General features: G+C 63.5%; 16 protein-coding genes. 13 read left to right on the top strand and 3 right to left on the bottom strand.

Annotation, left to right across the window (positions count from 1 at the left end):
- Window positions 1–7: 7 nt before the first annotated feature.
- The 9 genes from B8446_RS06720 (at window position 8) to B8446_RS06675 (ending at window position 14,648) form a co-directional block, all read left to right on the top strand.
- A complete protein-coding gene (locus tag B8446_RS06720; RefSeq protein ID WP_241767670.1) occupies window positions 8–820 on the top strand; it encodes an ABC transporter permease in 813 nt (270 codons plus the stop codon).
- Window positions 821–828: 8 nt separating this feature from the next.
- A complete protein-coding gene (locus B8446_RS06715; protein ID WP_048848557.1) occupies window positions 829–1,725 on the top strand; it encodes an ROK family protein in 897 nt (298 codons plus the stop codon).
- 14 nt (window positions 1,726–1,739) lie between these two features.
- Window positions 1,740–3,074: a glucose/galactose MFS transporter gene (gluP, locus tag B8446_RS06710; protein WP_084712150.1), complete on the top strand. Its 1,335-nt coding sequence runs from the start codon at window positions 1,740–1,742 to the stop codon at window positions 3,072–3,074.
- Between the two features lie 508 nt (window positions 3,075–3,582).
- Window positions 3,583–4,794 carry a nitrate/nitrite transporter gene (locus B8446_RS06700; RefSeq protein ID WP_048848627.1) on the top strand — a complete coding sequence of 404 codons (1,212 nt, stop codon included), beginning with the start codon at window positions 3,583–3,585 and terminating at the stop codon, window positions 4,792–4,794.
- On the top strand, window positions 4,791–6,326 hold the full coding sequence (locus tag B8446_RS06695; protein WP_241767669.1) for an alginate export family protein: 1,536 nt from the start codon (window positions 4,791–4,793) through the stop codon (window positions 6,324–6,326). The genes B8446_RS06700 and B8446_RS06695 overlap by 4 nt, the downstream gene beginning before the upstream one ends.
- Window positions 6,327–6,344: 18 nt before the next feature.
- Window positions 6,345–9,248 carry a nitrite reductase large subunit NirB gene (gene nirB / locus B8446_RS06690; protein ID WP_048848553.1) on the top strand — a complete coding sequence of 968 codons (2,904 nt, stop codon included), beginning with the start codon at window positions 6,345–6,347 and terminating at the stop codon, window positions 9,246–9,248.
- 3 nt (window positions 9,249–9,251) lie between these two features.
- Window positions 9,252–13,160 carry a bifunctional nitrate reductase/sulfite reductase flavoprotein subunit alpha gene (locus B8446_RS06685; RefSeq protein ID WP_048848550.1) on the top strand — a complete coding sequence of 1,303 codons (3,909 nt, stop codon included), beginning with the start codon at window positions 9,252–9,254 and terminating at the stop codon, window positions 13,158–13,160.
- A 3-nt stretch (window positions 13,161–13,163) separates the two neighbouring features.
- Window positions 13,164–13,751 (top strand): ANTAR domain-containing response regulator, encoded by a 588-nt coding sequence (locus B8446_RS06680; RefSeq protein ID WP_048848549.1) that lies wholly within the window; start codon window positions 13,164–13,166, stop codon window positions 13,749–13,751.
- Complete coding sequence (locus B8446_RS06675; protein WP_048848547.1) at window positions 13,752–14,648, top strand: ABC transporter substrate-binding protein; 897 nt, start codon at window positions 13,752–13,754, stop codon at window positions 14,646–14,648.
- Between the two features lie 710 nt (window positions 14,649–15,358).
- On the opposite strand, the gene pnuC is transcribed toward B8446_RS06675, so the two are convergent.
- From pnuC to B8446_RS06655, 3 genes are read right to left on the bottom strand one after another with little or no spacing between them, the layout of a single operon-like run.
- Window positions 15,359–16,087: a nicotinamide riboside transporter PnuC gene (gene pnuC / locus B8446_RS06665; protein WP_199484059.1), complete on the bottom strand. Its 729-nt coding sequence runs from the start codon at window positions 16,085–16,087 to the stop codon at window positions 15,359–15,361.
- Window positions 16,088–16,119: 32 nt separating this feature from the next.
- Window positions 16,120–17,577 carry a type 2 periplasmic-binding domain-containing protein gene (locus tag B8446_RS06660; protein ID WP_048848543.1) on the bottom strand — a complete coding sequence of 486 codons (1,458 nt, stop codon included), beginning with the start codon at window positions 17,575–17,577 and terminating at the stop codon, window positions 16,120–16,122.
- A 33-nt stretch (window positions 17,578–17,610) separates the two neighbouring features.
- Window positions 17,611–20,031, bottom strand: coding sequence for a TonB-dependent receptor (locus B8446_RS06655; protein ID WP_241767668.1), 2,421 nt, complete (start codon window positions 20,029–20,031; stop codon window positions 17,611–17,613).
- A 210-nt stretch (window positions 20,032–20,241) separates the two neighbouring features.
- On the opposite strand from B8446_RS06655, the gene B8446_RS06650 reads away from it, so the two are divergent.
- The 4 genes from B8446_RS06650 to B8446_RS06635 all read left to right on the top strand — a co-directional run bounded on the left by B8446_RS06650 (window position 20,242) and on the right by B8446_RS06635 (window position 24,335).
- Window positions 20,242–21,189 carry a LysR family transcriptional regulator gene (locus B8446_RS06650; protein ID WP_048848539.1) on the top strand — a complete coding sequence of 316 codons (948 nt, stop codon included), beginning with the start codon at window positions 20,242–20,244 and terminating at the stop codon, window positions 21,187–21,189.
- A 118-nt stretch (window positions 21,190–21,307) separates the two neighbouring features.
- A complete protein-coding gene (locus B8446_RS06645) occupies window positions 21,308–22,102 on the top strand; it encodes a hydroxyethylthiazole kinase (RefSeq protein ID WP_048848537.1) in 795 nt (264 codons plus the stop codon).
- The gene (locus tag B8446_RS06640; protein ID WP_048848534.1) at window positions 22,099–23,466 is read left to right on the top strand and encodes an LLM class flavin-dependent oxidoreductase; all 1,368 of its coding nucleotides are present in this window, start codon (window positions 22,099–22,101) and stop codon (window positions 23,464–23,466) included. The genes B8446_RS06645 and B8446_RS06640 overlap by 4 nt, the downstream gene beginning before the upstream one ends.
- A complete protein-coding gene (locus tag B8446_RS06635; RefSeq protein WP_048848532.1) occupies window positions 23,463–24,335 on the top strand; it encodes a sulfurtransferase in 873 nt (290 codons plus the stop codon). The genes B8446_RS06640 and B8446_RS06635 overlap by 4 nt, the downstream gene beginning before the upstream one ends.
- Window positions 24,336–24,545 lie beyond the last annotated feature (210 nt).

Genomic DNA, 24,545 nt, shown 5'->3' with positions numbered 1-24,545 from the left:
CCGCATCATGCGCCGCCATCCTGCCCTGTGCCTCGGAGCCATGCTCTGCGGGCTTGCCCTCGTGCTGGGCGCCATCGGCCCCGTCGTGATCGGAGGCGACCCTTCGGCACAGGACCTCTATCATGTGCTGCAACCGCCTTCATGGACCCATCCCTGCGGCACCGATGCCTTTGGTCGCGATATCTTCCTGCGGCTGATCTACGGTCTGCGGCTGACGATGTATGAAGTGGTCGTCAGCACGGCATGCGCCGCGGGCATCGGCATTCCGCTCGGTCTTTTCTCCGCCATGGCGCCATCGTGGCTGGATCGCGCGATCATGGGCCTGTCCGACATGGCCTTCGCCTTTCCCGGCCTGGTGCTGGCATTGCTGATCGTCAGTCTGCTGGGACCGGGCCTGTTTCACGCCCTGCTGGCGATAGCGGCCTTCTCGATTCCGATCTACACGCGGCTTGCGCGAAACCTGACGCATGCGCTGCGGCATGCGACCTATATCGAGGCATTGCAGGTGCTGGGCGCATCGCGCGCGCGCATCCTGTTCCGTCACATGCTGCGCAACATCGCGGCACCCGTTCTCGTGCAGATCACCCTGGGCGCAGGTACGGTCGTCCTGTCCGCGGCAAGTCTCTCTTTTCTCGGTCTCGGCGCACAACCGCCCATGCCGGAATGGGGCACGATGATGAGCGACGGGCGCAACGTGCTTGGAGCCGCATTCTGGCCATGCCTGTTTCCGGGACTTGCCATCGCGCTGGCCGTCATCGGGCTCAACTGCCTGGGAGATGGACTACGCGAAGCACTGGACGCCCGGTCCGAACAATCCTGAACGAGACAATGACACTCACATCCCCTCTTCTCTGCGCCGATATCGGCGGCTCGTTCATCGACTGCGCGCAGGTCTATCCGGACGGAACGCTCGGTCCGCGAGACCGGACACCCACGCCGACCGACGATCTCGATGCGTTCCTGACAGCAATGGCGGACATTGCCGCCCGACACCCGGGCGTCGATCTCCACATCGCGCTGGCAGGACTGCAGGATCCGGCGACCGGGATCTGCACGGCGGCAAACATCCCTTGCGTCAACGGCGTCGGTCTCGCCGGTCGTCTGAGCGCCTTGACCGGCCGTCGCGTCCGGATCGGCAACGATGCGGATTGCTTCGCCCTCGCCGAAAGTCGCCTTGGCGCGGCGCAAGGCCACGAGAATGTGCTGGGCATCATCCTCGGCACAGGCGTCGGCGGCGCGCTGGTCCTCGGCGGCAGACTGGTAACCGGCGCGGGCGGCCTGACCGGCGAATGGGGTCACGGCCCCATCATCCCCCACATCGTGGGCGCCGAAAAAACGACCCCCTGCTTTCCCTGCGGTTGCGGACAGCGCGGCTGTATCGATACGATCGGGGGCGCCCGGGGGCTGGAACGTCTGCACCACTGGTCCTGCGGCAGGGCGCTCGACAGCCGCGCGATCCTTGCCGCCTGGCGTAATGGCCAGCCTGACGCGTGCCGGACGCTCGATTATTACATCGGCTACGTCTCGTCGGCGCTGGCGCTGGCCGTCAACCTGACCGGTACGACTGCGGTGCCCGTCGGCGGCGGCCTTTCAAACGCACCAGATCTGATCGCGGCACTCGACCGGGCAGTCAGGACACGCATCCTTCGCACCAACACCCCGCCCCTCCTGAGCGCGTCCCGCCTGGGCGGCGATGCCGGCCTGATCGGCGCGGCCTTTCTCTGATGAGCGATACACCCATGACCACCCGATCTTCCGCGCGCAGGAACGACGTCCCTTTCCCCGCTTCGTCAGAGCCCGATGAGGGCCTGGTCGGTGCACATGGCTGGGGGCCCCTGATCGTGGCAGCCGTCATCTTTTTCGCCATGGGCTTCGTCACGTGGCTGAACGGGCCGCTGATCTCGTTCGTCCGGGTCGCCTTTTCCCTCAACGACTTCAATGCGTTCTTCATTCCCCTCGTTTTCTATGTGTCCTATCTCGTCTTTTCCATTCCGGCATCGATCGTCGCCCGACGCCTCGGCCTCAAGCGCGGCTTGGCCTTCTCCATTCTCGTCTCCGCCATGGGCGTCGCCCTGTTCGGCCAGTTCATCGCACTCAGGATCTATGCCGGCGCGCTCGGCGGTCTTCTCATGCTCGGTGCCGGACTTTCGCTGATGCAGGTGGTCATCAATCCACTGGTCAGCCTGCTCGGTCCGCCAACCCAGGCCGCGAAGCGCATCGCCATCATGGGGATCTGCAACAAGTTCGCGGGTATCCTGGCCCCCATCGTGTTGGCCACACTCGTCATGCACGATATCGGCGGGGTGGCCGCCCATGCGCAGGCAACCTCCGATCCGACGGCACGCGCGGCAATCCTTGCAGCATTTGTGAAGGCGATCTACTGGCCGTATCTCGGCATGGCCGCCCTGCTGGTGCTGGTCGCGATGATGGTCGCGCGTTCGTCGCTCCCGGATCTGCAGGCGCCGCCTCTTCCGACACTCTCCGGCGATGCGACCCATCGCCTGCTGAAACCACATCTCCTGGCCGGCATCGTCGCAATGTTCCTATATGTCGGCGTCGAAGTCATGGCGGGCGATGCGATCGGCACCTACGGACAGGGATTCGGCCTGCCGCTTGACCAGACCAAATTCTTCACGTCCCTCACATTGGGCGGCATGCTGATCGGCTACGCCGCAGGTTTCATCGTCGTGCCGCGCCGCATATCGCAGGAACGCTACCTCGAGCTTTCCTGTGCCCTCGGGATCGTCCTGACAACCTGCGCCTTCCTGACGCACGGCTATGTCTCTGTGCTGTGTGTTGCCCTGCTCGGCGTCGCCAATGCCATGATCATGCCGACGATCTTCCCGATCGCCATTCGCGGGGCCGGTTCCGCGACACCACTCGCGTCCGCATTGATGATCATGACCTACAGCGGTGGTGCGATCGTTCCGCAGATCTATGTCTGGCTGAAGATGCATTTCGGCTTCCAGGGCACGTTCACGGCGCTGGTCCTGCCGTCGTATGTGGCGATCCTGGCATTCGCCCGTCGCTACGGCCGCGTCGGGCTGCAGGCGCCTCCGTCCGGCCGGCGCTGAACTCCCGTCCCGCGAGCAGCTCACCATGGATTACTCGTCATAGCGGCGCGATCCTTCCCGGATGAGACCACGCCTGAGCGCACCGGGCGCCATTTGCGCCTGCCCCGGCATTCCGTGCAGTGCCATCCGCTGGCCCGCCTGCAGACACCGGCCCGCGCCCATGCAGATCTGGCAGTTTCCTGTGAAGCCAGGAGTTGAAACGGCGTTACATGTGCTCGCGAGCCGGGTGCGCGGGCAGGGCCGAACGAGCGTCTCCTGATGCATCGGCGCTGGACGAGACGGGCGCCGGCCAGCCGCCGGCTTACCCTTCCAGCGATCCATGCATCAGACACATTTGCACAAACATTTTGACGTCAGATCGTTGCGGCTGATACGCTTCCTTCACATCAGCGCCCGTCAGCGGCGGCGCGGCGCACTGCGGACCCGACACACGACGAATCAACGGCGGTTCGTCAGCCTGACCAGGGCGTGATGCCTGCGCATGCGCACGCATCATTCGGAACCGATTGTGGACAGAGGCTTTCTCAAGGCCGGCCACGCGCCGACGCTGCTTGCCGCCTTTCTCTATTTCGACGTGTCGTTCATGGTCTGGGTGCTGCTCGGCCCCTTGGGCGTTGCGATCGCCCATGACCTGCATCTCAACCCGGGCCAGAAAGGGCTGCTGGTTGCGACACCTGTCCTGGCGGGTGCGGCCTTCCGTGTCCTGGCCGGGGCATGCGTGGACCTGTTCGGCCCCTATCGGACAGCGATCGCAGCGCAGTTGATCGTAATTGTCGGGTTGTGGCTGACATGGCTGCTCGCCCCGCACAGCTATGCTGCCATGTTCAGTGTGGCGCTCGTCCTTGGCGTTGCCGGCGCATCCTTCGCCATCGCACTCCCGCTGGTGTCGGGATGGTATCCGCCGCGCTACCAGGGAACGGCGCTCGGCATCGCGGGTGCGGGCAACTCCGGCACGGCACTGGCATCGCTGTTCGCACCCGGGCTCGCGGCGCTCGTCGGATGGGTCAACGTCCTTGGGCTTGCGAGCGTGCCGCTTGTCATCGTCCTGGGGATTTTCCTGACCTTCGCGCGCGAGCCGGCACGCCGTCCGAACACCGACGGGATCGCATCATGGTGGCCGGTGCTTCGCTCTGCCGATTGCTGGTCCCTTATGCTGTTCTATGGCGTGACCTTCGGCGGTTTCGTGGGCCTTGCCTCGTTCCTGACCATCTATTTCAATGATCAGTATGGCCTCTCACCGGCAATGGCCGGCGCCTGCACGGCGGCCATCGTCTTCGTGGGATCATTCGTGCGGCCACTGGGCGGCGCCCTGGCGGACCGGATCGGCGGCACGCAGGCCCTGACCCTGCTCTATGCCGCGGCAGCCGCCATCTACGCAGTGATCGCAATCGGACTGCCCTCCATCATGTTGGCATTCCCGATCTTCTTTCTCGGCATGATCGTGCTCGGGCTCGGCAACGGGGCCGTGTTCCAGCTGGTCCCGACGCGCTTTCCCCACAAGGTTGGCATTCTGACCGGCCTGGTCGGCATGAGCGGAGGCGTCGGCGGGTTCTATCTTGCGGCGTCCCTCGGTGCGGCCCGTCAGGCCAGCGGCTCGTATGGTCCCGGCTTCCTTGCCTTCGCGGGCATCGCACTGGTGGCGCTCGTATGCGTCCTGTTCTGCAAGCGGCGGTGGACGCAGCAGCCGGCACCTTGGGGCGCATCGGAGGCTGCGCAGTGAGCCCGCGCGCATTCGGTCTCGCGCCCCTCACAGCCCTTGCGCTCGCGGTTCCGGCTCATGCCGCGCCGCCGGGTGGCAGCACCGACTATGGTGTCTTCAGCACAGGCGATGGTGCAGCCGCGGGCTTCGGGGCCGTCGGAGGCGTCGGGCAGGCCCGCTGGGCGGAGGACTGGTCCAACCTCACATCGACGCCGCCGGAACGTCGTCGGCAGGACTGGTTCAACCGACTCAAGCACGTCAAACTGACCGACAAGGACGATGTCTGGATCTCGTTTTCAGGAGAAGAGCGGCTTCGCTACATCTTCGAGAACCAGCCCGTCATGGGAACGGCCGGCAAGACCGATGCGAACCGCCTCCTGCTCAGGAGCCAGTACGGTGCCGACCTGCATCTCGGCGAGCACGTCCGCGCGTATGCCGAGTTCCTGTACGGGAATGCCGGCGGATCGAATTATTACGGGTATCAGACCGGCACGCAGCGCGAGCGCCTGGATCTCCAGCAAGGCATCCTCGAGGTCAAGGGCACACTGCTCGGGGCGAAAACCGGCGTGATGGGCGGGCGGCAGGTGTTTCTGGATGCGCCTGTTTCCATGCAGTCCGCACGCGACCTGACCAACGTTCAGCAGACCTGGGACGGATTTCGCGGCTATGCGATCTGGAAGCGGTTCCGGATCGACCTGTTCGATTTCATGCAGACCAACAAGCTGCCGCTCGGCGTGTTTTCCGACGGCACGAACTACAACGCCCGCATGTATGGCGCCTATACGTCCACGGCCCTGCCCGCCTTCACGCTGATGGGCCACAAGAGCCAACTCTTCGCCGACGTCTTCTATATCGGCTACCTCTATGGCGGTGCGCTGGCCGCTCTGCCCACGGCGACGCCAGGCAAATCACAGGCCGGGTCGACGCGTCGCGACAATGTCGGCGCGAAACTGTGGGGCACGGCCGGCCCGTTCGGCGTCAATCTGACGGGGGTCTTTCAGGGTGGCCAGTTCCGCCCGGCCAGCGAAGCCCAGCCCACACGCGCGGTGCGAGCCTACGCGGTCAATGCCGCCATCACCTACAACCGGCGTGACCTTGCCGGGCGTCCGTCGATCGGCATTCAGGCCGACCTGTTCTCCGGCGGGTCCTATCGTTCGAAGGACGGTGCGGTCGGTACATTCGCGACACCGTATTTTCCGCTCCCGTATTACAATGACGTCACGTTGTCCCTGACCTCGCAGAACCTGGTCGGCGCCGGGCCGATCATGGACTTCGCACCGGCCCGCAACCTTCATTTCAAGCTGCATGTGCCGCTATTCTGGCGAGACAGCACCAATGACGCCGTCTATGCTGTCGGCAAGACCTACTCGTGGCGCGACAACCTGTCAGGCGGCTTCATCGGCACGATTCCGCAAGCGCAAGGGTCGTGGAACTTCGCCCCGCACTGGACCTGGACGGAAGATCTCGCGGGCCTCGTGGCATCACACGGGATGCACCGCGCCGGCGCGAAGAACGACGTCTTCATCATGCAGACCCTGGCCTTCAGATTCTGAGCAAAGGACACCCGAACCATGACGGACAAACCGAACATCATCGTCATCGGCAACGGCATGGTCGGCCACTACTGCGCCGAACAGCTCGTGACCCACGGCCTGCATGAGAGCCACCGCATCCATGTCTTCGGCGCGGAGAAACATCCGGCCTACGACCGCGTCCATCTCACGGAATACATGACTGGGCAGGACGCGCTGTCCCTGCGGCTGCATCAGGACGATTTCCACGCGGCCCATGGCATCGAGCTGCATCTCGGCGTCCATGTCATCGATATCGACCGCGACGCACGCATCATCCAGACCGACCATGGGCCGTATCCCTACCAGTCTCTCATCATCGCGACCGGCTCCTACCCGTTCGTGCCGCCAGTCCCGGGCAATACTGGCACCGCTGGTCTGGTCTATCGCACGCTCGACGATCTTGATCAGATCCGGGCGGCCGCCGAGGGTGCGCGTCATGGTGTCGTCATTGGCGGCGGGCTGCTGGGGCTCGAGGCTGCCAATGCGGTCAAGTCGCTCGGCCTCGATGTCTCGGTCGTGGAGTTTGCGCCGCGCCTGATGCCGGTGCAGCTCGACGCGGAGGGTGGTGCTGCACTCCGGCACCGGATCGAGGCGATGGGCATCGAGGTCCGGACCAGTCACACCACACAGGGCATCGAAGCCGGGGAATCCCGACGCCACAGGCTCACATTTGCCGACGGCGATGTTCTCGAAACGGATCTCGTCGTCTTTTCAGCCGGCATCCGGCCGAACGACAGGTTAGCGCGCATGTGTGGACTGACGCTGGGCCAGCGCGGCGGGATTGCAATCGACAACCACTGCCGCACGTCCGACCCCCACATCTTCGCGATTGGTGAGTGTGCCGCATGGCAGGACCGTGTCTTCGGCCTTGTCGCCCCCGGCTATACCATGGCGCGCACGGCGGCGGCCGTGATCGCGGGCGAGGACGCGGCCTTCACGGGCGCCGACATGTCCACGAAGCTCAAGCTGCTGGGCGTCGATGTCGGCTCGATCGGTGATGCGCACGGCGCCGAGGCCGGCTCGACGAGTTATCGCTTCATCGGGGAAACGGACGGTTCCTACCGCCGCCTGGTGCTCTCGGCCGACGGATCACGGGTCACGGGCGCCGTTCTGGTCGGCGATAATGCGTATTACGACACGATCCTGCAGTTCGTGCAGAACGGCATCAAGCCGCCTGCCGATCCCGCGGCCCTGATCCTTCCGCGTGGTGAAGGCGCGGAGCTTCTAGGCGCGAATGCCCTGCCGGACACGGCCACGATCTGCTCCTGCCACAACGTCACCAAGGGCGCGATCTGTTCCGCGATCGATGACGGCTGCGCGGATCTGCCGGGCCTGAAAGGGATTACCAAGGCGTCCACAGGCTGCGGCGGCTGCACGGCGTTGCTGAAAAGCGTGTTCGAAACGGAGCTTTCGGCACGTGGAATCGAGGTCGATCATTCCCTGTGCGAACATTTCTCGCACACGCGACAGGAACTGTATTCCCTCGTGCGGGTGCATGACATCCGCACCTTCGAGGATCTGATGGACCGCCACGGCAATGGTGGCCTGGGGTGCGATATCTGCAAGCCCACCGTGGGCTCGATCCTCGCGTCCGCCTGGAACAAGCCGATCACCGATCCGGCCTACATCCCACTGCAGGACACGAACGATACGTTCATGGCCAACATGCAGAAGAACGGCACATATTCGGTCATGCCGCGGATTGCCGGGGGCGAGATCACGCCGGAGAAGCTGATCGTGCTGGGCTCGGTCGCCCGCAAATACGGCCTGTACACCAAGATCACCGGCGGACAGCGGATCGACCTGTTCGGGGCGCAGATCCATCAGCTTCCCGATATCTGGGCCGAACTGATCGAGGCCGGTTTCGAGACCGGACATGCATATGGAAAATCGACGCGCACCGTGAAATCCTGCGTCGGCAGCACGTGGTGTCGGTACGGCGTGCAGGACAGCGTGAGCCAGGCGCTCGCTCTCGAGAACCGTTACAAGGGGCTGCGCTCTCCGCACAAACTCAAGTTCGCCGTCTCCGGCTGCACGCGCGAATGCGCCGAGGCGCAGGGCAAGGACGTCGGCGTCATCGCCACCGAAAACGGCTGGAACCTCTATGTCTGTGGCAATGGCGGCATGCGCCCCCGCCACGCCGAGCTTTTCGCGACCGACCTCGATTCCGAAACGCTCGTGAAATACATAGACCGGTTCCTGATGTTCTACATCCGTACGGCCGACAAGCTGCAACGCACGTCCGTCTGGCGCGAAGGCCTCGAAGGAGGTCTGGATTATCTCAAGGACGTCATCATCCGCGACACGCTCGGCATCGCCGAAGAGCTTGAGCAGCAGATGCAGGCTGTCGTCGACACGTATCATTGCGAATGGCGCGACGCCCTTTCGGACCAGGAAAAGCTCAAGCGTTTCCGGACATTCGTGAACGACAGCCGGCCGGACCCGAATATCGCGACCGTGCCGGAACGCGATCAGGTCAAGCCCGCCGACACTGCACCGGCTCCGGCGACGCCCGCCGGACCGCAGGAATGGCGGGTGCTGTGTGACGAGAGCGATCTGGTCGCACGCTCCGGTGTCGTGGCGTGGCACGATGGTGCGCAAATTGCCTTGTTCCTGATCCCCGAGCGGCATGGCCGCCCGGCCGAAGTCTTCGCGATCGACAACCACGACCCGTTCTCGAATGCCAACGTCATCGGCCGCGGCATCATCGGTGACATCGCAGGACAGCTCGTGGTCGCCTCCCCTCTCTACAAGCAGCATTTCCGCCTGCTCGACGGCATCTGCCTCGAGGACGCGACGAAGCAGCTCCGGACGTGGGACGCACGCATCGTCGAAGGACGCGTCGAGATCCGCGCGCGGGAGGATGCCTCGGCACGTCAGCCGGACCTTGCGCCCGTCTGATCGATGACACGTACGCAGACCCGCTCAGCCTGTCCTTATTGCGGTGTCGGCTGCGGCATCGTGTTTGAGGTCGAGGACGGCCGGATCGTCAAGCTGCGCGGCGATCCGGACCATCCGGCCAATGGCGGTCGCCTGTGCACGAAGGGCAGTTCCTGCCACCAGCCGATCACGTCGCCGGCGCGGCTCGATCGTGCGCAGATCAGACGAGATCGCACGGCGCCGCCGGTGGCTGCTGCGATCGATGAGGCCATTTCCGAAACTGCCCGGCGGTTGCTCAGCATTCTCGAGACACACGGCCCGGATGCCATCGCGCTCTACGTGTCCGGCCAGATGTCGATGGAAGCGCAATATCTCGCGAACAAGCTCGCCAAAGGTTATATCCGCACACAACATATCGAATCCAATTCGCGCCTGTGCATGGCAGCAGCCGGCGCGGGCTACAAACTCTCGCTCGGTGCCGACGCTCCGCCCGGGTCGTACGAAGACTTTGACCAGACCGACCTGTTCTTCGTCATCGGCGCAAACATGGCCGATTGCCACCCGATCCTTTTCCTGCGGTTGCTCGATCGCAAGCGGACCGGCGCGAAGCTGATCGTGGTCGATCCCCGGCGCACGGCCACGGCCGACAAGGCCGATCTTTTCCTACAGATCCGCCCCGGCACGGATCTCGCCCTGCTGAACGGTATCCTGCATCTGCTGGTCAGGTGGTCCGCAATCGATGCCGATTTCATCGCAGCGCACACGATAGGCTGGGACGAGATGCCCGCGTTCCTGGCGGACTACACACTCGAGCGCTGCGCCGCCATTACCGGGATCGAGCCGGAAAAGATCGAGCAGGCAGCCCGATGGATAGCGGACTCGCCCGACTGGATGAGCCTGTGGACGATGGGTCTCAACCAGAGCGTCACCGGGGCATGGAACACCAACGCCATCTGCAACCTGCACCTCGCAACCGGCGCCATCTGTCGACCGGGGTCCGGCCCATTTTCCCTGACCGGCCAGCCCAACGCCATGGGCGGGCGCGAAATGGGCTACATGGGGCCGGGCCTGCCCGGACAGCGCTCGGCGCTGGTGCCAGAAGATCGCGCGTTGGCCGAACGATTGTGGCACCTGCCGCCGGGGACGATCCGTGACGAGGCGGGCGTCGGTGCCATCGCGATGTTCGATGCCATGCGACGGCAGGAAATTCGCGCCTGCTGGATCATCTGCACCAATCCGGTCGCAACCGTCGCACGGCGTGCCAACGTCGTGGAAGCGCTCCGGGCAGCTGACTGCGTCATCGTGCAGGATGCCTATGCGGATTCCGAGACCGGCTGTCACGCCGACATTCTGCTTCCCGCAGCATTATGGGCGGAAGCGGACGGCGTTCAGGTCAATTCCGACCGGACCATGACGCTGACCCGTCAGGCAGTCGCGCCCCCGGGAGATGCATTGGCGGACTGGGAACTGATTGCCCGCGTTGCACAGGCCATGGGGTTTTCCGACGGGTTTTCGTATGCGTCGGCAGCCGAGGTTTTCGCCGAGGCCAGTCGGTTCGCAAACCCGAAAACGGATTACGACATATCGGGGATCAGCCACGAACGCCTGCGTCAGGGGCCGGTGCAGTGGCCCTGCGCGCCCGGCGATCCTGCAACCCGTCATCCGATGCGCTATCTTCCCGGTCCGCGTTTTCCATTTCCGGATGGCCGCGCGCGCTTCCTCGCACGCCCGTATCTTGGTGCCGGCGAATGGCCGGACGACGACTTCCCGCTCGTGCTCGGCACGGGGCGCCTGCAACACCAGTGGCACACGCTGACCAAGACCGGCCGCGTGGACAGCCTGAACAAACTGAACGCCGGGCCATTCGTCGAACTGTCGCAGCATGACGCCCGGCAGCATGGCATCGGGCCCGAAGATCGCATCGAAATCCGGTCTCGTCGCGGGCGTGTCGTTCTGCCCGCACGCATTACCGATCGGGTCAGTCCGGGCGTCTGCTTTGCCCCATTCCACTGGAATGACCGTTTCGGCGATGACCTCGCGGTCAATGCCCTGACACCTGATGCGGTCGATCCAATCTCGCTGCAGCCGGGCTTCAAATTGTGTGCCGTGGCCATCAGCTGGCTGGAACCGCCGACGGAGGAGCGCCAGCCTGTGACCGCCGACACGATCCCCGACCGGATTGCCGCGCATCTGAGGCTCGCCGCCCAGCCTGCTGCGCCCCTGTCCACTTCGGCCACGACCTGGCTGTCAGGGTTTCTTGAGGGCCTGCGCCTCTCGCCTCCCGATACTCAACTGCCTGTCGTGCCGGATCATGCCCCGCTGACGGCCGACGAGCGGCTTCGGGTCGACGGCCTGTTGTCAGGCCTTTATTCGCGGGCGACGAGCGTCTCGCAGATCGCCCAGGCCGGGCCGGGCGACGACGCCGACCCCGACGTCACAATGCTCTGGGCCTCCCAGACCGGGCGTGCCGAGACAGTGGCCGCTGAAGTCGCCCAGGCCCTGAAGGCTGCAGGTCAGCGCGTTTCCATGGCGTGCCTTGATACCGTCTCGGCCGATACAGTGCCGAACGGGCCCATTATTTTTGTTACTTCGACATTCGGCGACGGGGATCCACCGGATTGCGCGACGGCATTCTGGGACGGGATGCAGGCCCGCAAGATGCCGCTGGACGACACGTCGCACGCCGTGCTCGCGCTGGGCGATTCCACCTATGCACGCTTTTGCGGCTTCGGTCGCGCGCTTGACGGGAGACTTGCCGAACTCGGCAGTCGAATTCTCGTCCCACGGCGGGAATGCGAGCCGGACTACGAAGATGCGGTGGCCGACTGGCAGGTGCAGTTGCTTGCAGCTCTGGTTCCCACCGCATCGACTGCGGCCACGACGGCTCCGAAGACGAAGACATCCCAGCGCGATACCCCGGTCGTCGCCACGCTCTGTCGCAACGAGCGCCTGACATCGGATTGCTCCGGACGCGACACCCGCCTGATCGGTTTCGACCTGACCGCAAGCGGCCTGCGCTACGAACCCGGCGACGCGCTTGGCATATGGCCGCTCAATCATCCCGATGCGGTGGAAGCGGCGTTATCTGCCATCGGCCTGCCCGCGGACGCGCCGCTTGCACTGAAGCACCATGGAGTTGTTCCGCTTCGCGACGCATTGACCCGTCATTTCGATCTGGGACGTCCGTCGCCCGCCATGCTCGAGCGTCTTGGCCTGACGGCAGGGTATCTGCCGGAGTTGCTAATGAGTGCACGGCTTTCTGCGAGCCGGGATGATATTCCGCGTCTGTTCCGCAAGCTCCAGCCGCGTCTCTATTCCATTGCGTCGTCCCAGCGTTTTCATGCCGGGGAAGTCCATCTGACAGTCGGCATCAGCCAGATGCCATACCGTGGCCTCTGCTCGCCGTGGCTTGCGGATCTCGCTTCAGGCGACACAGCAGACGTCTTCATCCAGTCGAATGCGCATTTCCGGCTGCCGACCGAGAGTGCGACACCAATCATCATGATCGGCCCAGGCACCGGGATTGCGCCGTTCCGCAGCTTCCTGCAGGAGCGTGCGGTAACCGGAGCATCGGGCCGCGCGTGGTTGTTCTTTGGCGAGCGGCACGCCGCCAGCAGCTTCTATTTCGAGGAGGAACTCAAGTCTTTCCTGGCATCCGGAACACTGACGCGTCTCGACACGGCGTTCTCGCGCGATCAGGATGCACGTATCTATGTTCAGGATCGCATGGAGGAACATGGTGCCGAACTCTGGTCCTGGCTCAGCGCCGGAGCGCACGTCTATATCTGCGGCGACGCCGCCCGCATGGCCCGCGACGTGCATGCGGCCTTGCGCCGTATCGTGGCGCGCCATGGCGACATGAGCTTCACTGCAGCCGATACGTTCGTCTCGGATCTGACGCGCGCGGGGCGTTATCGCCGGGACGTTTACTGATCCATGCGCGTGCTTCTGGCAGATGAGAACTCCGGACGCGTCAATGCCTTGTCCGATCTGCTTGCGGCCGACGCATCGCTTACCCTTATCCGGCTGACTGCGGGCACGGCGCTCATCGACGCCGTGCGGCAGTTCCAGCCCGATATCGTGCTCGTCGATCTGGCGCGACCCGACCGCGACGCGCTCGACAGCGTGCGCGCCTTGTCGGGGTCCGATATGGAGCGGCCGGTGGCGTTGTTTGTCGACAAGGACGACGAACATCTGATGGAAGATGCGTTCGAAGCCGGCGTGTGCTCCTATAACGTGATCGACACGCCGCCGCGCGACGTCAAGCCGTTGCTCCGCGCGGCAATTTCACTTTATGCGCGTTTCCGGCGCACGCAACGCGCACTCGATACAGCGCAAAAAACGCTTTCCGAACGTGATCTGGTCGATCGCGCCAAAAAGCTGTTCATGAAAAACGAGCGTTGCGGCGAGGCCGAAGCGTATCGCTGGTTTCGGCGGCAGGCGATGCGGGAAGCCCGCAAGATCGTGGATGTTTGTGCAAGCTACCTGACCATGCAGGCACCTGCAGCCGAGGATACGAAATAAATGACTGCCTCCATCCGCATCGGCCTGCTCCGCCTTGCCGACAGCGCGCCTGTCCTCGTAGCCGACCATCTCGGATATTTCCGTCGCAACGGGCTCAACGTCTCCATCATGGTCGAGCCGTCCTGGTCAAATATTGCCGACGGCCTTGCCTGGAACCGGCTGGATGCAGCTGTCGTCTTTCCGCCGCTCGCGATCATGACCGCTCTGGGACGGCGCGGCAGGCCCGTGGCACTTGATCCGCTTCTGATCCTGTCGAAAGGCGGAAATACTATTGTCCTGCGACATGGCGCTCTGGAACCTCAACCGAACGGGCAGCGCCCCAGGCTTGCAGTGGTGCATCCGTACTCAACCCATTTCCTCCTTCTGCGCCGTTATCTCGCAATGAAATCCAGCACGGCTGATGACCTTGCGCAGATTGTCGCCATGCCGCCGGATACCATGCTGGATGCATTGCGCGATGACAGGATCGACGGATTCTGTGCGGGACCACCATGGGGCGCTGCCGCCGAGCACGAGGGAATCGGCCGTATCGTCGCCGGATCGTCCTCCATTTGGGCTGACCACATCGAGAAGATTCTTGTCACGACCGGATCCTGGAGGGAGGCAAATGCTGATGCGTCCGAAGCGCTACGCAGCGCTCTTCAGGACGCCATCGCATTCTGCAACCGGATCGAAAACCGCGACGTGCTTGTGCGGCTGCTCACTGCGCCACTTGCAGATGGTGGCCTCGCCCTTCCCTTGGGTGCGACACGCGAAATCCTGCCTGGCGCGACCAATCATGACGCCATGACCTTCGGCAGCGAACATGTGACCGCGCCAGAGCCGATGTTGAGCGAAATGGTCGAACTTGGCTGGGTAACTCCCATGGAAATCGGCGAGCTGAATTTCAGCCTTTGAGCGCTGGACGCTACGATCCTGTCAGGGGGCATTGTGCAGAAGCGGCAGCCACGCAGCTGGTCGGTTTTTCACGTTTGACAGGTCCGAAATACGGACGCTGGCTCTGCCCCGCGAGCAGGCGCTTGCCCTGCACAACGATCTGACGTCGATCTGCGCGTCACAGGTGACGGCCCTTACTTACCTCGCCTGACGCGCCTAAGACGCGGATGGAAGTCCATGCGCTGATCGACTGGATCGTGGCGCCCTGTGATTTCCGACTGGGGCGAGTATTGCCTCGAGACTGAGGGCAGGTGCTGGAGTTGCAGCGCGCAACGTAAACGAAAAGGCTTCAAGCAGCCGCGCGAAGCTGGGGCCGTAGGGGCAAGACTGTTCGTAAGGCGAGATCAAGCGTGCAGTTCTGTCGGTTTTTGCGAGGCCTTGCTGACCGTCAGGCGGCTGGAGGATATAGCGAGCGCTGCTGTTTTCCTTTTCAGCTTGCTCGCTGCCTGCATCACGGACGTCAATCTAAAGGTCGATGTGGACATATTTCCCGGCCTTTAGAAGGCCAGGAACATTGCAAATTTTCATGCCTGTTCATCACGGATTTGAGGTTCGGTCGTCCGGCCTCTTCCGGCGGCTATAAAGTCGGCCGCCTCGTTTCGATCCAGATATACGAGTTACCCATGACGACGGAAATGGCGCGATGGGACTGTGTTGCCCAAGGCAACTGATCAGATAACAACCTTGGGTAAAGCTTCGGCCGGCATGGCGCTGGATTTCGCCGCAGCCATCCAGTTCATCAGGCCGCCAAGGGAGATCATGGTCAGAACGATATTCTCCAGCGCCATGACCAGGACGCCCTGTTCGAAATAGATGATGGCGCCAAGCGCATAGGTAAATGTCCACAAAATCCAGCTCTCGACAAATTTCCGCGCCATCAGGATCATCGCGGCTACCTGAAGCACAAGAATCGCCGAATCCCAGAACGGGTAAGGGTCCGACGGGATCGCGCCCGGTGACGGCGCACCCAGATGCACCATCATCGCCGATATTTCCCGGAACAGGGCATCAATCCGCCAGGTCATGATGGCGATGGCGGCGGCGCAGGTCATGCCTGCGATGGCGCGAGGCCGCGCGAGCATCCATCGCACATGAAGACTATCAGAGGCCTGCGACGCGCCGGGTCCCCAGCAACACCATCCGTAGATGTTGGCCGCCACGAAATAGATTTGCAGGAGCAGGCTTGCATAGAGCTGAATCTGAAAGAAGATGACAGCGAAACAGCTCGCGTTCACCACGCCGAACGGAAAGTTCTCGATCCTCTCCCGGCTGGCCAGCCAGATGCAGGGCAGACAGAAAGCCGTGCCCACAGCCTCGATCCAGGACAGATCATAGCCGCCCCGGCCGAGCGGGATATGCACAAGGGTCGTATGGACGCTGAAATAGTCGGCCATCGTCATGGACGCATCGCTCCGCTACTGTTTCGAGCCGGTCACATGGGGCCGCGTGTATCACCGCAGTCGTAACTTGGTATGCTCCGCCGCAGGGCGCGGCAGATATCCAGCGCCATCGTGTCGCGCGTGGCGCCATCAAGATCGCTCGGAAATGCACGGGCCGTCCGGACGGCCGGAATAACCTGTCGATACACCGGGTCTTTCCGGACCCGTGACTGGTCCCAGAAGGGCCGTGTGGCGACGAGAAGATGCCGGGGCGGCGCGTGTCCGCGCAGGTCTTCCGAAAAGGCAATGAACGTCTTCATCGCCGCACCCGTCATCATCCGGGTAAACGCTTCGGCGTCACGCCCGCACGCGGCGTTTGAACAAGTCTGTGCGCTGGTTACAAATGCGTCGCTGTAGAGCATCGGAGCCGGGCTCCTGCCCCACGCGACCGGGATCATGGTCGGAACCGTGGCGCCCTTCGGGGCATACCGATCAATGTAGAAACTCTGTTCGGAAAAGCCGATATCCGCGACGCTTTCGCCGATTGCGAACTGCCGGTCGATCTCGCCATCAGGTGCACGGGTCAAGGTGCCGTCGGCACATGGGTTGCGCGTGCCCTGACTGCAGGTCGCGGCAAGGGCTGCGAGATCGTGGATTACGTCAGCGTCGGGCGCCTTCTTCATCGCCGCGGACAGGCTCTCGTATCCATGGTCCTGCGCGTAAGCATTCATGTAGATCGAAGGCAGGCGCGTCGTGCCTGACAGGTCGGCGGACAGCAGACGTTCCTTTGCGGAATGACGGGACAGCACCGCCAGAAGATCCGGGAGCGAACGGACGGATTTCAGCGCCGGGTCGCGCATGTAGATGAAGTCGAGGCACAGCCAGCTCGGCACGCCGTAGAACACTCCATCCACCGTCACGGCATCCAGGCCTGCGGGCCATGTCGTCTGGCTGGCCGGATGAGCGGGCAAAATCGTGCCTGATCCGGCCAGCATGCGCAGATAGAGCGTGTCGATTTCCATGACGTCGAAGCCGCCACGGGACAGGAAGCGCTTCAGTTTCGCCGGGTCATAGATGTCGATCCGATCGCTCATGGCGGCATGCAGCAGGACATCGGGATGTTCATGTTGATAGACGGCCACGACATGGGCGACCAGCGCATCGAAATTGCCGTCAGGCAGGCTCGGTATGAACGGGTAAAGTGCCACGTTCAGGACGCGGGTCTGGCGCCCGTTCAGGCGCAGCATGGCGCCGACGCCATCACGCAATACGCCCAGTGCGCGCACGGACAACCCATTGCACCGCGCGGTATCGATCGTCTCGTCCCCTGCTGGCACGATGCTGACCATCGTTCGCGGCGGGACCGCGATCATGCGGCCGGACGGTTCAATCCGGCATGAAGCCGGTGTCTGCGCATCGTTTCGGATCGACAGGCGCTGGGCATGCGCGCCGCCCGCGCCGACCAGAAGCGATACGATTGTCATCAGGACGCGCAATGCGGCACGACGCATGCGATCCGCGCAAGGCAGGAGCCGGATCACAGCTCAGAACCCGGTCGTCACTGTCGCCATGGCGGCGAACGTGCTGGCGACATAATAATACGGGCTGCTGCCCGGGATCGTGCTCCCCCGGATGCCCGTCGTGTCGAGCGCGTTCGACGAGACCGTGCTGACGCCGGACAGATAGCGCGCGCTTCCAAGGTTGTAGAGATTGAGCTGGATCTGCGGATGTTTGAAGAAACTGATGTCCGGCAGACGCAGCCCGAGGGTGGTATCGACCTGGCCGTGCGCCGGGAGCTGCTCCTGGTTCATGAAGTCAGCGTACTGCGCATCGATCCAGCGATACATCACGTTGCCGAAAATGGTCCCGTCGTCATAACTGAGAGCGGCGCTGACGGTCCATTTCGGTGCCAGCACCGATTGCCGCCCGCGGGTTGGCAGAGTGTCGTTGACCGTATCACCGTCCGCATCGACCCCTGCTGCGCCAAGATTGCTCTGCATCCGGCTGTCGAGATATTCCGCCGCGATATAAGGGCTGAGATGATGCCAGGGACGCGTGCTGAATTCCAGATCAGCGCCGCGAAGCCGCTGATTGCCGCCATTGATCGTCGTGCCGAAATCAAACCCGTTCGTATAGATCGACGAGGCGATGTTGCGATGGTGAATTTCAGTGTTGAACAGGGACGCCGATACGTTCACGACGCCGGTATGCCGGTAGCCGATCTCTTCCGTTACGGCATATTCGTTCCTGACGCCGACACCTCCCGGCGACCCGTTCCCCGCACCGTCATAGACGTCGAAATAGACAGGGGCTGACGGCATCTTGAAATTGGTGGAGACCGACCCGTAGATCTGGTTGTGCGGGTCGATGCGGAAACTGGCCGAACCGCGCGGCAGCGGCTCAGCCGTATTCATGCCCACATGATATTGCGGCCCGGGCAGCGCGTTCGTGCCGGTCCGGTTGACGATCGCCTCCTTGAAACCCAGTTCGATCTGCAGACGGTCCGCCAGATAGGACATTCTGTGCGCCAGATAGATGCCGTTCGTCTGGCTGATCAGATGATAGTTTACGCCATAAAGGATCTGTCCAAATGCGTTGCGAAGCTGCTGGGATGCCCAGTAGCTCGACGGCGCGCCATCGGCACCCAACTGGTTGTAGGTCTGCTGCTCGAGATCGTCGGCATAATCGTACCACCAGCCGAGTGTCGTCGTGTTGTGTGAATCGAATTGATACCGGGCCGACAGATTAAGACCCGGGTGAAATATGCGCTCGAAATAGGCGGCCTGGACCGGATACGTGCCATCCGCATTCTGCAATGACGGTTGTGGAAATTGCAGGCTTCCGGGGAATTGCGCGGTCCCGATGTAATTGCCCGTGGCACCGATCGTTTCCCCGTAGCCCGAGGCGCCCGCGCCCCAGTAGAAGTACGGCAGCACGTCGAACCACAGCGCGCGCGTGACCTGATAACGGCCCGGCGCCGTCAGGATGATGTTTGAAAATCCGCCGACATTGACCTTCCAGTAGGAGGAGGGATTTGTCGGGTCGTATTGCTCCGTGAAATTGTTGGGTCCTTTCGGGCCGAACGCCTGCCACTGAGCCATCGTCACGTTGTTGTAGGATGGCTGGTTGTTCGTGTTGAAGGCGATATCGAGCGCCTGTCTGCTTCCCTCGCCCCATTCCCGCAGCAGCTTGGCATCGACATGCTGGCGGTTGCCGATGCCCGCCCCGCGCCAGGGCCGGAAGGTCGTGTTCGAGTAGGAAATATAGCCTCGCAGGCCCGTATGTCCGATCAGGCCGGATTCGAGCCTGACGAAACTCCGGTTCGTCATGTGCGAACCGTAGGAATAGTCGATCAGGCCACCGCGCTTCATGGCCGGATCGGTTGTCTCGAGGCTCAGCGTTCCGGCGGTGGCGTTGGTCAGGGGGGCGTCCAGAGGTGACTGCCCCGGCGTCAGGGAAATCTGGCGATAATTCTCGGTATCGCCCCATTGTGACGTATAGGGGATCGATGAATCCACGTCGGCGATCGGGGCGCCGTCGTAAAGGTAACCGAGCTCGGAGGCCTGCATGCCGCGAATGTTGATCGCCGTCTGATCCGACAGTCCAAAGGGATCGGATGATCCGATGTTGGCGCCGGGCGCATATTCCGCGATCTGCGCGGCAGACGTTGCGGGAGCGAGTTTTGCAATGAAGTCGCGGCTGATCGTCGTGACAGAATGCGCGCTCGTTTCCGTCACCATCATGCCGCCGCCCGGCGTGGTGCCGGTGACACCGTTCGCAGACTGCAACGCATGCGCGCTGACGAGGATGTTTTCGCCCGTCAGGGCTCGAGCACGCCCCGCTGTCGGCTTTGTACGATGCCCGGCATCCTGTGTTCTGCCGGCATTGGCTGCTGGCGCGGCGTGGCCTGCGCCCATGCTCAGGGACAATGCGGTCGCAACAGTCAGGACGCTCGTTCTGTTCACGATCTTTCTCACCAGGAGAATGCGGGCGTCGCCCGGTTATGCCACGGAGCCGGCATGGCTTGCTGGACAAACGTTGCCGTCTGGAAACAGTAGGCAGGCCCTGCGAGCTTGCGACAATGATCTATTCGAATGTTACGGTGATAGCTCGCGGGCATCAGCCCGCATGGCCGTCCGTTCGGTCGCGATCCCGTAAAGAGGATGCCCGTGAGCATGAACCTCGATCTCATCCGCTCTTTCACGGTCCTCGGCCATACATGTCATTATGGCGAGGCAGCGCGCGCGCTCGGCGTATCACAGCCGTCGCTGACGAAACAGATCCGCCGCCTGGAAGACCTGCTTGGCGCGCCATTGTTCACGCGAGGTCGTCAGGGCACCAAGCTGACGCCGTTCGGCCGTCAGTTCCTGAACGACACGCGGCCCATTCTCGCGCTGAGCGAGCAGGTCTGGCAACGCGGCCTGCGCAGCGCGACGGGCGAGCGTGGCCGGCTGGCCGTGGGTTTTACGTTCTCGGCCGTCGCCGCCATGTCCAGCGTGCTCGACGTGTTCGCCCGCGACTATCCCGAGATCGAACTCGCGTTTGATGACGTGGCATCGGATACGCAGGTCGATCGCATTCGGGAAGGCGTGCTCGATGTCGGTTTCGTGCGCATGCCGGTCCCGCCCGATCTCCAGAGCCGCCGCATCGGCGCCGATCGCCTCGCCCTGCTCTATCCGGCGGCATGGCAGGACCGTATCCAGGGGCTCGACAGCCCCGCCGTCCGCGACATGCCGTTCATTGCCCTGCGATCGGAAAGCTCACCGGGTCTTGAACGACACGTGCATTCTGTCCTGCGTCATTATGAGGTTGAGCCGCGCCTCGTGCATCGCGTCGGCGCCGCCATGACGCTGATTTCCATGGTGGCGAACCGGCTTGGCATAGCCCTGATTCATGAGAGCGCGATGGTCGGGTTGGCATGGGAGAGCATCATCGTTCATCCGCTGGCCGAACCACAGGGTGCATGGGAGGTGGCGCTTGCCTGGCGGCCGGGGGAATCGAACCCGGTCGTCCTGCGTTTCCTTCACGCCGCGCGCATCATTCTCGGCGGCGCGGACACCGGGGACTGGGGCCTGTCGCCGCTCCGCCAGCGTCGAAAAGCGATCGCCAGACCCCGTCCGTGATGCCTGCGGTCTATCACGGAGGATGATGAAAACGCGTGGAGAATGACGGCGCGCGCCCTTAGTCTGGCAGAAACGACGACCTGCCCGCCTGCGCGCGCTGCGTGAGGGAGAAACCACCATGCAGACCATCACCTGGGATACGCCTTTCGTCAGGCAGGTGCTTGCGTCCATTCAGACCCACAAACCGTTCATTTACGGCCTGACCAACTATGTCGCGGCGACGCTGTCGGCCAACGTCCTGCTGGCCGTCGGCGCAGGGCCGGCCATCGGCCCGGCGCTCGACTGGCCGGAGCATTTCGCATCGGGTGCGAGGGGCGTCTGGATCAATGCCGCCGCATTGATGAGCGCGGATATCGACGCCCTCGAACGCGCAGCGCGCGCGGCCGACCAGGCAGGAACACCCTGGGTGCTCGATCCTGTCGCCTTTGGTGCCGGAGCTCCCGTCTACGACGCGGCCGTGCGTGGCCTTCTCGTGCATTCGCCGACAGTCATCCGTGGAAATGCCAGCGAACTGATCGCGTTTTCCGGAGGGGATGCAACCGGCAAAGGCGTCGAGACGACGGCCCAGACGTCCGAGGCGCTCGGCGCCATCGCCAGCCTGTCGCGTCAGGCCGGTGCAATCGTGGCAGTCAGCGGTGCCACGGATTACGTCGCGTCAGGCGACGAAATCTTTGCCATTCCGGGCGGCGATGCACGTCTGACCAAGGTCACCGGCGCCGGTTGCGCGCTGGGTGCGCTGATCGCCGCGGCGCTGGGCGCGCACGGCGATCCGCTGGAAGCGACACTCGCCGCACATGCGCTTTACGCCGAGGCCGCTGCGCGCGCATCCGGACAGGCACGGGGATCAGCCTCCTTCGCGACGGCATTCGTCGATCAGCTCTCCCTTCTCGAGCCGGAGCTCAATGCCCGATGACCAGCGCCTCCCGCTCGATCCCCCTGGCGGCCTTCATGAACGCGGGCCCGCAAGGGACTGCGGGCTGGCGCCATCCGGACGCAGCGTCAGACTTCCTGTCGGCCGACTATTACCGGCGGATCGCACGCCGGCTGGAGGAGGCATGTTTCGACATGGTCTTCATTCCCGATGCGCTCTCGGTGCCACGCAGCCTGGGCGGCACCTTTTTGCCCGCAGTGCGCTGGGGCGCGGGCACGCCGCGGCTCGACCCGATGACCGTGCTCGGCGTCATGGCGGGCGTCACCCGGCATATCGGCCTCGCGGCGACAGTGTCCACCGGCTATAACGAGCCCTACAATCTCGCACGGAGTTTCGCGACGTTCGACCACATGACGAACGGGCGCGCAGGCTGGAATGTCGTGACCAGCTTTCAGGATGCGGAAGCACGCAATTTCGGGCAGGAGCGTCTGCCGCCCCGCCATGAGCGCTATGAGCGGGCCGAGGAAGTTCTGACCGCCACCACGCGTTTGTGGGACAGCTGGGGCGACGAGGCCCTGATCCTGGACAAGGAGAGCGGCCGGTTTGGCGATGTCGAGCAGGTCAGCGCCGTTGATTACCAGGGTGCGCATGTGGCAACGGCCGGTCCGCTCGGCGTGCCGCGATGTCCTCAAGGTTATCCGGTCATCATCCAGGCCGGCTCCTCGCCGGCGGGACGGGATTTCGCGGCGCGCTGGGCGGACGTCGTGTTCTGCAGCCATGAATCGCTCGACAGTGCCGTCGACTTTTATGCGGACCTGAAGGCGCGCGTCTCCCGCCATGGACGCGACCCCGACCAGTTGAAGATCCTGCCGGCAACAACGCCGGTCGTCGGCGCGACATGGGATGACGCACTGGCGAAGCATCGGGCCTTCGAGGCACTGGTCGTGCCGGAAGCGGGCCTGTCGCGCCTTGCCTACCACGTCAACGTGGATCTCACACAATACGATCTGGACGGGCCGCTTCCGACACTCGATGAGGTCGGCGTCGAGGGTCATTATCGTGAAGTCGTCGAATTCGCGGCGCGCGAAAACCTGACGGTACGCGATATCGGGCGCTGGTATGGCGCCCGGACAGAAGGCGAAATGATCGGAACACCCGCGCAGATCGTCGACCGGATGGAGGAGTGGATTGCGAGCGGCGCCGCAGACGGCTTCATGATCCAGCCGACACATCTTCCCGGCGCCTTCGATGATTTCATCGACATGGTCGTGCCGGAGCTGCGCGCGCGTGGCCTCTTCAAGAGCGCCTATGAAGCAGGCACCCTGCGCGACGCACTCGGCCTGGCCCGGCCGGAACGCGGTGCGTGGCAGATGCGCGCGCGCATGACGGATACCCTCGACGCATGAATACGGACGCGCCGGTGCCGTTCCCGACGCCTCTGGTCACGGCTACTTGGCTGAAGGACCATCTGTCCGACCCCGATCTTGTCATCCTCGATGCCAGCATCGCCCGGCAGCAGACGGGCGCCTTCCCTTACGGTCCGGGTGTCCGGGCGTTCCGAACAGCGCATATTCCGACGGCGCACCATGCTGACCTGTTTTCGACATTTTCCGACCCGAACGGGGCCTTTCCGTTCACGCGCCCCGGCCTCGCCGCGATGCGGGATGCGTGCCGGGCGCTGGGTATCCGGCCGGAAAGCCGCATCGTCGTCTATGACGGGCTCAACATGACCTGGGCCGCGCGCGTCTGGTGGGTCCTGCGGGCATTCGACCTCGATGCCGTGTCGGTGCTCAACGGCGGTCTGGATGCCTGGCGTGCAGCGGGCGGACATGTCGAGACGGGCGACACAGAGCCTCCGATATCCGGCACGTTCCAGCCGATCGAGCGCCCGGGTTATTTCGTCGATCTGGCCTATGTGAAATCGGTTCTGACGAACGGAAGGGCCGCGGATCTGGTCTGCGCGCTTCGGCCCGACGCCTTCGCGGGCCATGGCGATCCGTCGCCCCGGCGGGGCCATATTCCTGGAAGCATCAATATCCCGTTCGCAGGAACGTTGTCAGACGGCGTTCTCGAACCAGCCCGCGTGAACGACGCATTTTCCGGCCTGAGCGACAGGCGTCACGAAACGATCCTGTATTGCGGAGGCGGAATCAACGCGGCGGGCTTGGCACTCGGCATGGCGGCCGCGGGACTGCCGCAGCCGCGCATCTTCGACGGGTCGCTCAACGAATGGGCCGCCGATCCGACCCTGCCCATGGAAGCGGGTGCATCATGATCGATAACGCCGTCATCCTTGGCATAGACGCTCACGCGCTTGCGGACGGCTATGCAGCGGGCTGGCTCGATCCGGTAGACGTCGCGCGCGAGGCAAAGGCTGCAATGGACAGTGGTGAACTGGGACGACACTGCCGGTTATCATCAGGCTCAAATGTAAGAAAGAACTCATACCAAAGGGCATAGCTGCTGACTCGTTGGTGATGTGACA

The sequence above is a fragment of the Tanticharoenia sakaeratensis NBRC 103193 genome (assembly GCF_000963885.1).
In the GTDB taxonomy this organism is placed as follows: Bacteria; Pseudomonadota; Alphaproteobacteria; order Acetobacterales; family Acetobacteraceae; genus Tanticharoenia; species Tanticharoenia sakaeratensis.
Note: the sequence above shows the minus strand (reverse complement) of the source record. Positions and strands in the feature narration are given on the sequence as shown.

Excerpts from the sequence above, each read along its gene's own strand:
- B8446_RS06720 (WP_241767670.1), top strand. The coding sequence starts at position 8 with ATGCGCCGCCATCCTGCCCTGTGCCTCGGAGCCATGCTCTGCGGGCTT.
- B8446_RS06715 (WP_048848557.1), top strand. The coding sequence starts at position 829 with ATGACACTCACATCCCCTCTTCTCTGCGCCGATATCGGCGGCTCGTTC.
- gluP (WP_084712150.1), top strand. The coding sequence starts at position 1,740 with ATGACCACCCGATCTTCCGCGCGCAGGAACGACGTCCCTTTCCCCGCT.
- nirB (WP_048848553.1), top strand. The coding sequence starts at position 6,345 with ATGACGGACAAACCGAACATCATCGTCATCGGCAACGGCATGGTCGGC.
- B8446_RS06685 (WP_048848550.1), top strand. The coding sequence starts at position 9,252 with ATGACACGTACGCAGACCCGCTCAGCCTGTCCTTATTGCGGTGTCGGC.
- B8446_RS06680 (WP_048848549.1), top strand. The coding sequence starts at position 13,164 with ATGCGCGTGCTTCTGGCAGATGAGAACTCCGGACGCGTCAATGCCTTG.
- B8446_RS06675 (WP_048848547.1), top strand. The coding sequence starts at position 13,752 with ATGACTGCCTCCATCCGCATCGGCCTGCTCCGCCTTGCCGACAGCGCG.
- pnuC (WP_199484059.1), bottom strand. The coding sequence starts at position 16,087 with ATGACGATGGCCGACTATTTCAGCGTCCATACGACCCTTGTGCATATC.
- B8446_RS06660 (WP_048848543.1), bottom strand. The coding sequence starts at position 17,577 with ATGCGTCGTGCCGCATTGCGCGTCCTGATGACAATCGTATCGCTTCTG.
- B8446_RS06650 (WP_048848539.1), top strand. The coding sequence starts at position 20,242 with ATGAACCTCGATCTCATCCGCTCTTTCACGGTCCTCGGCCATACATGT.
- B8446_RS06645 (WP_048848537.1), top strand. The coding sequence starts at position 21,308 with ATGCAGACCATCACCTGGGATACGCCTTTCGTCAGGCAGGTGCTTGCG.
- B8446_RS06640 (WP_048848534.1), top strand. The coding sequence starts at position 22,099 with ATGACCAGCGCCTCCCGCTCGATCCCCCTGGCGGCCTTCATGAACGCG.
- B8446_RS06635 (WP_048848532.1), top strand. The coding sequence starts at position 23,463 with ATGAATACGGACGCGCCGGTGCCGTTCCCGACGCCTCTGGTCACGGCT.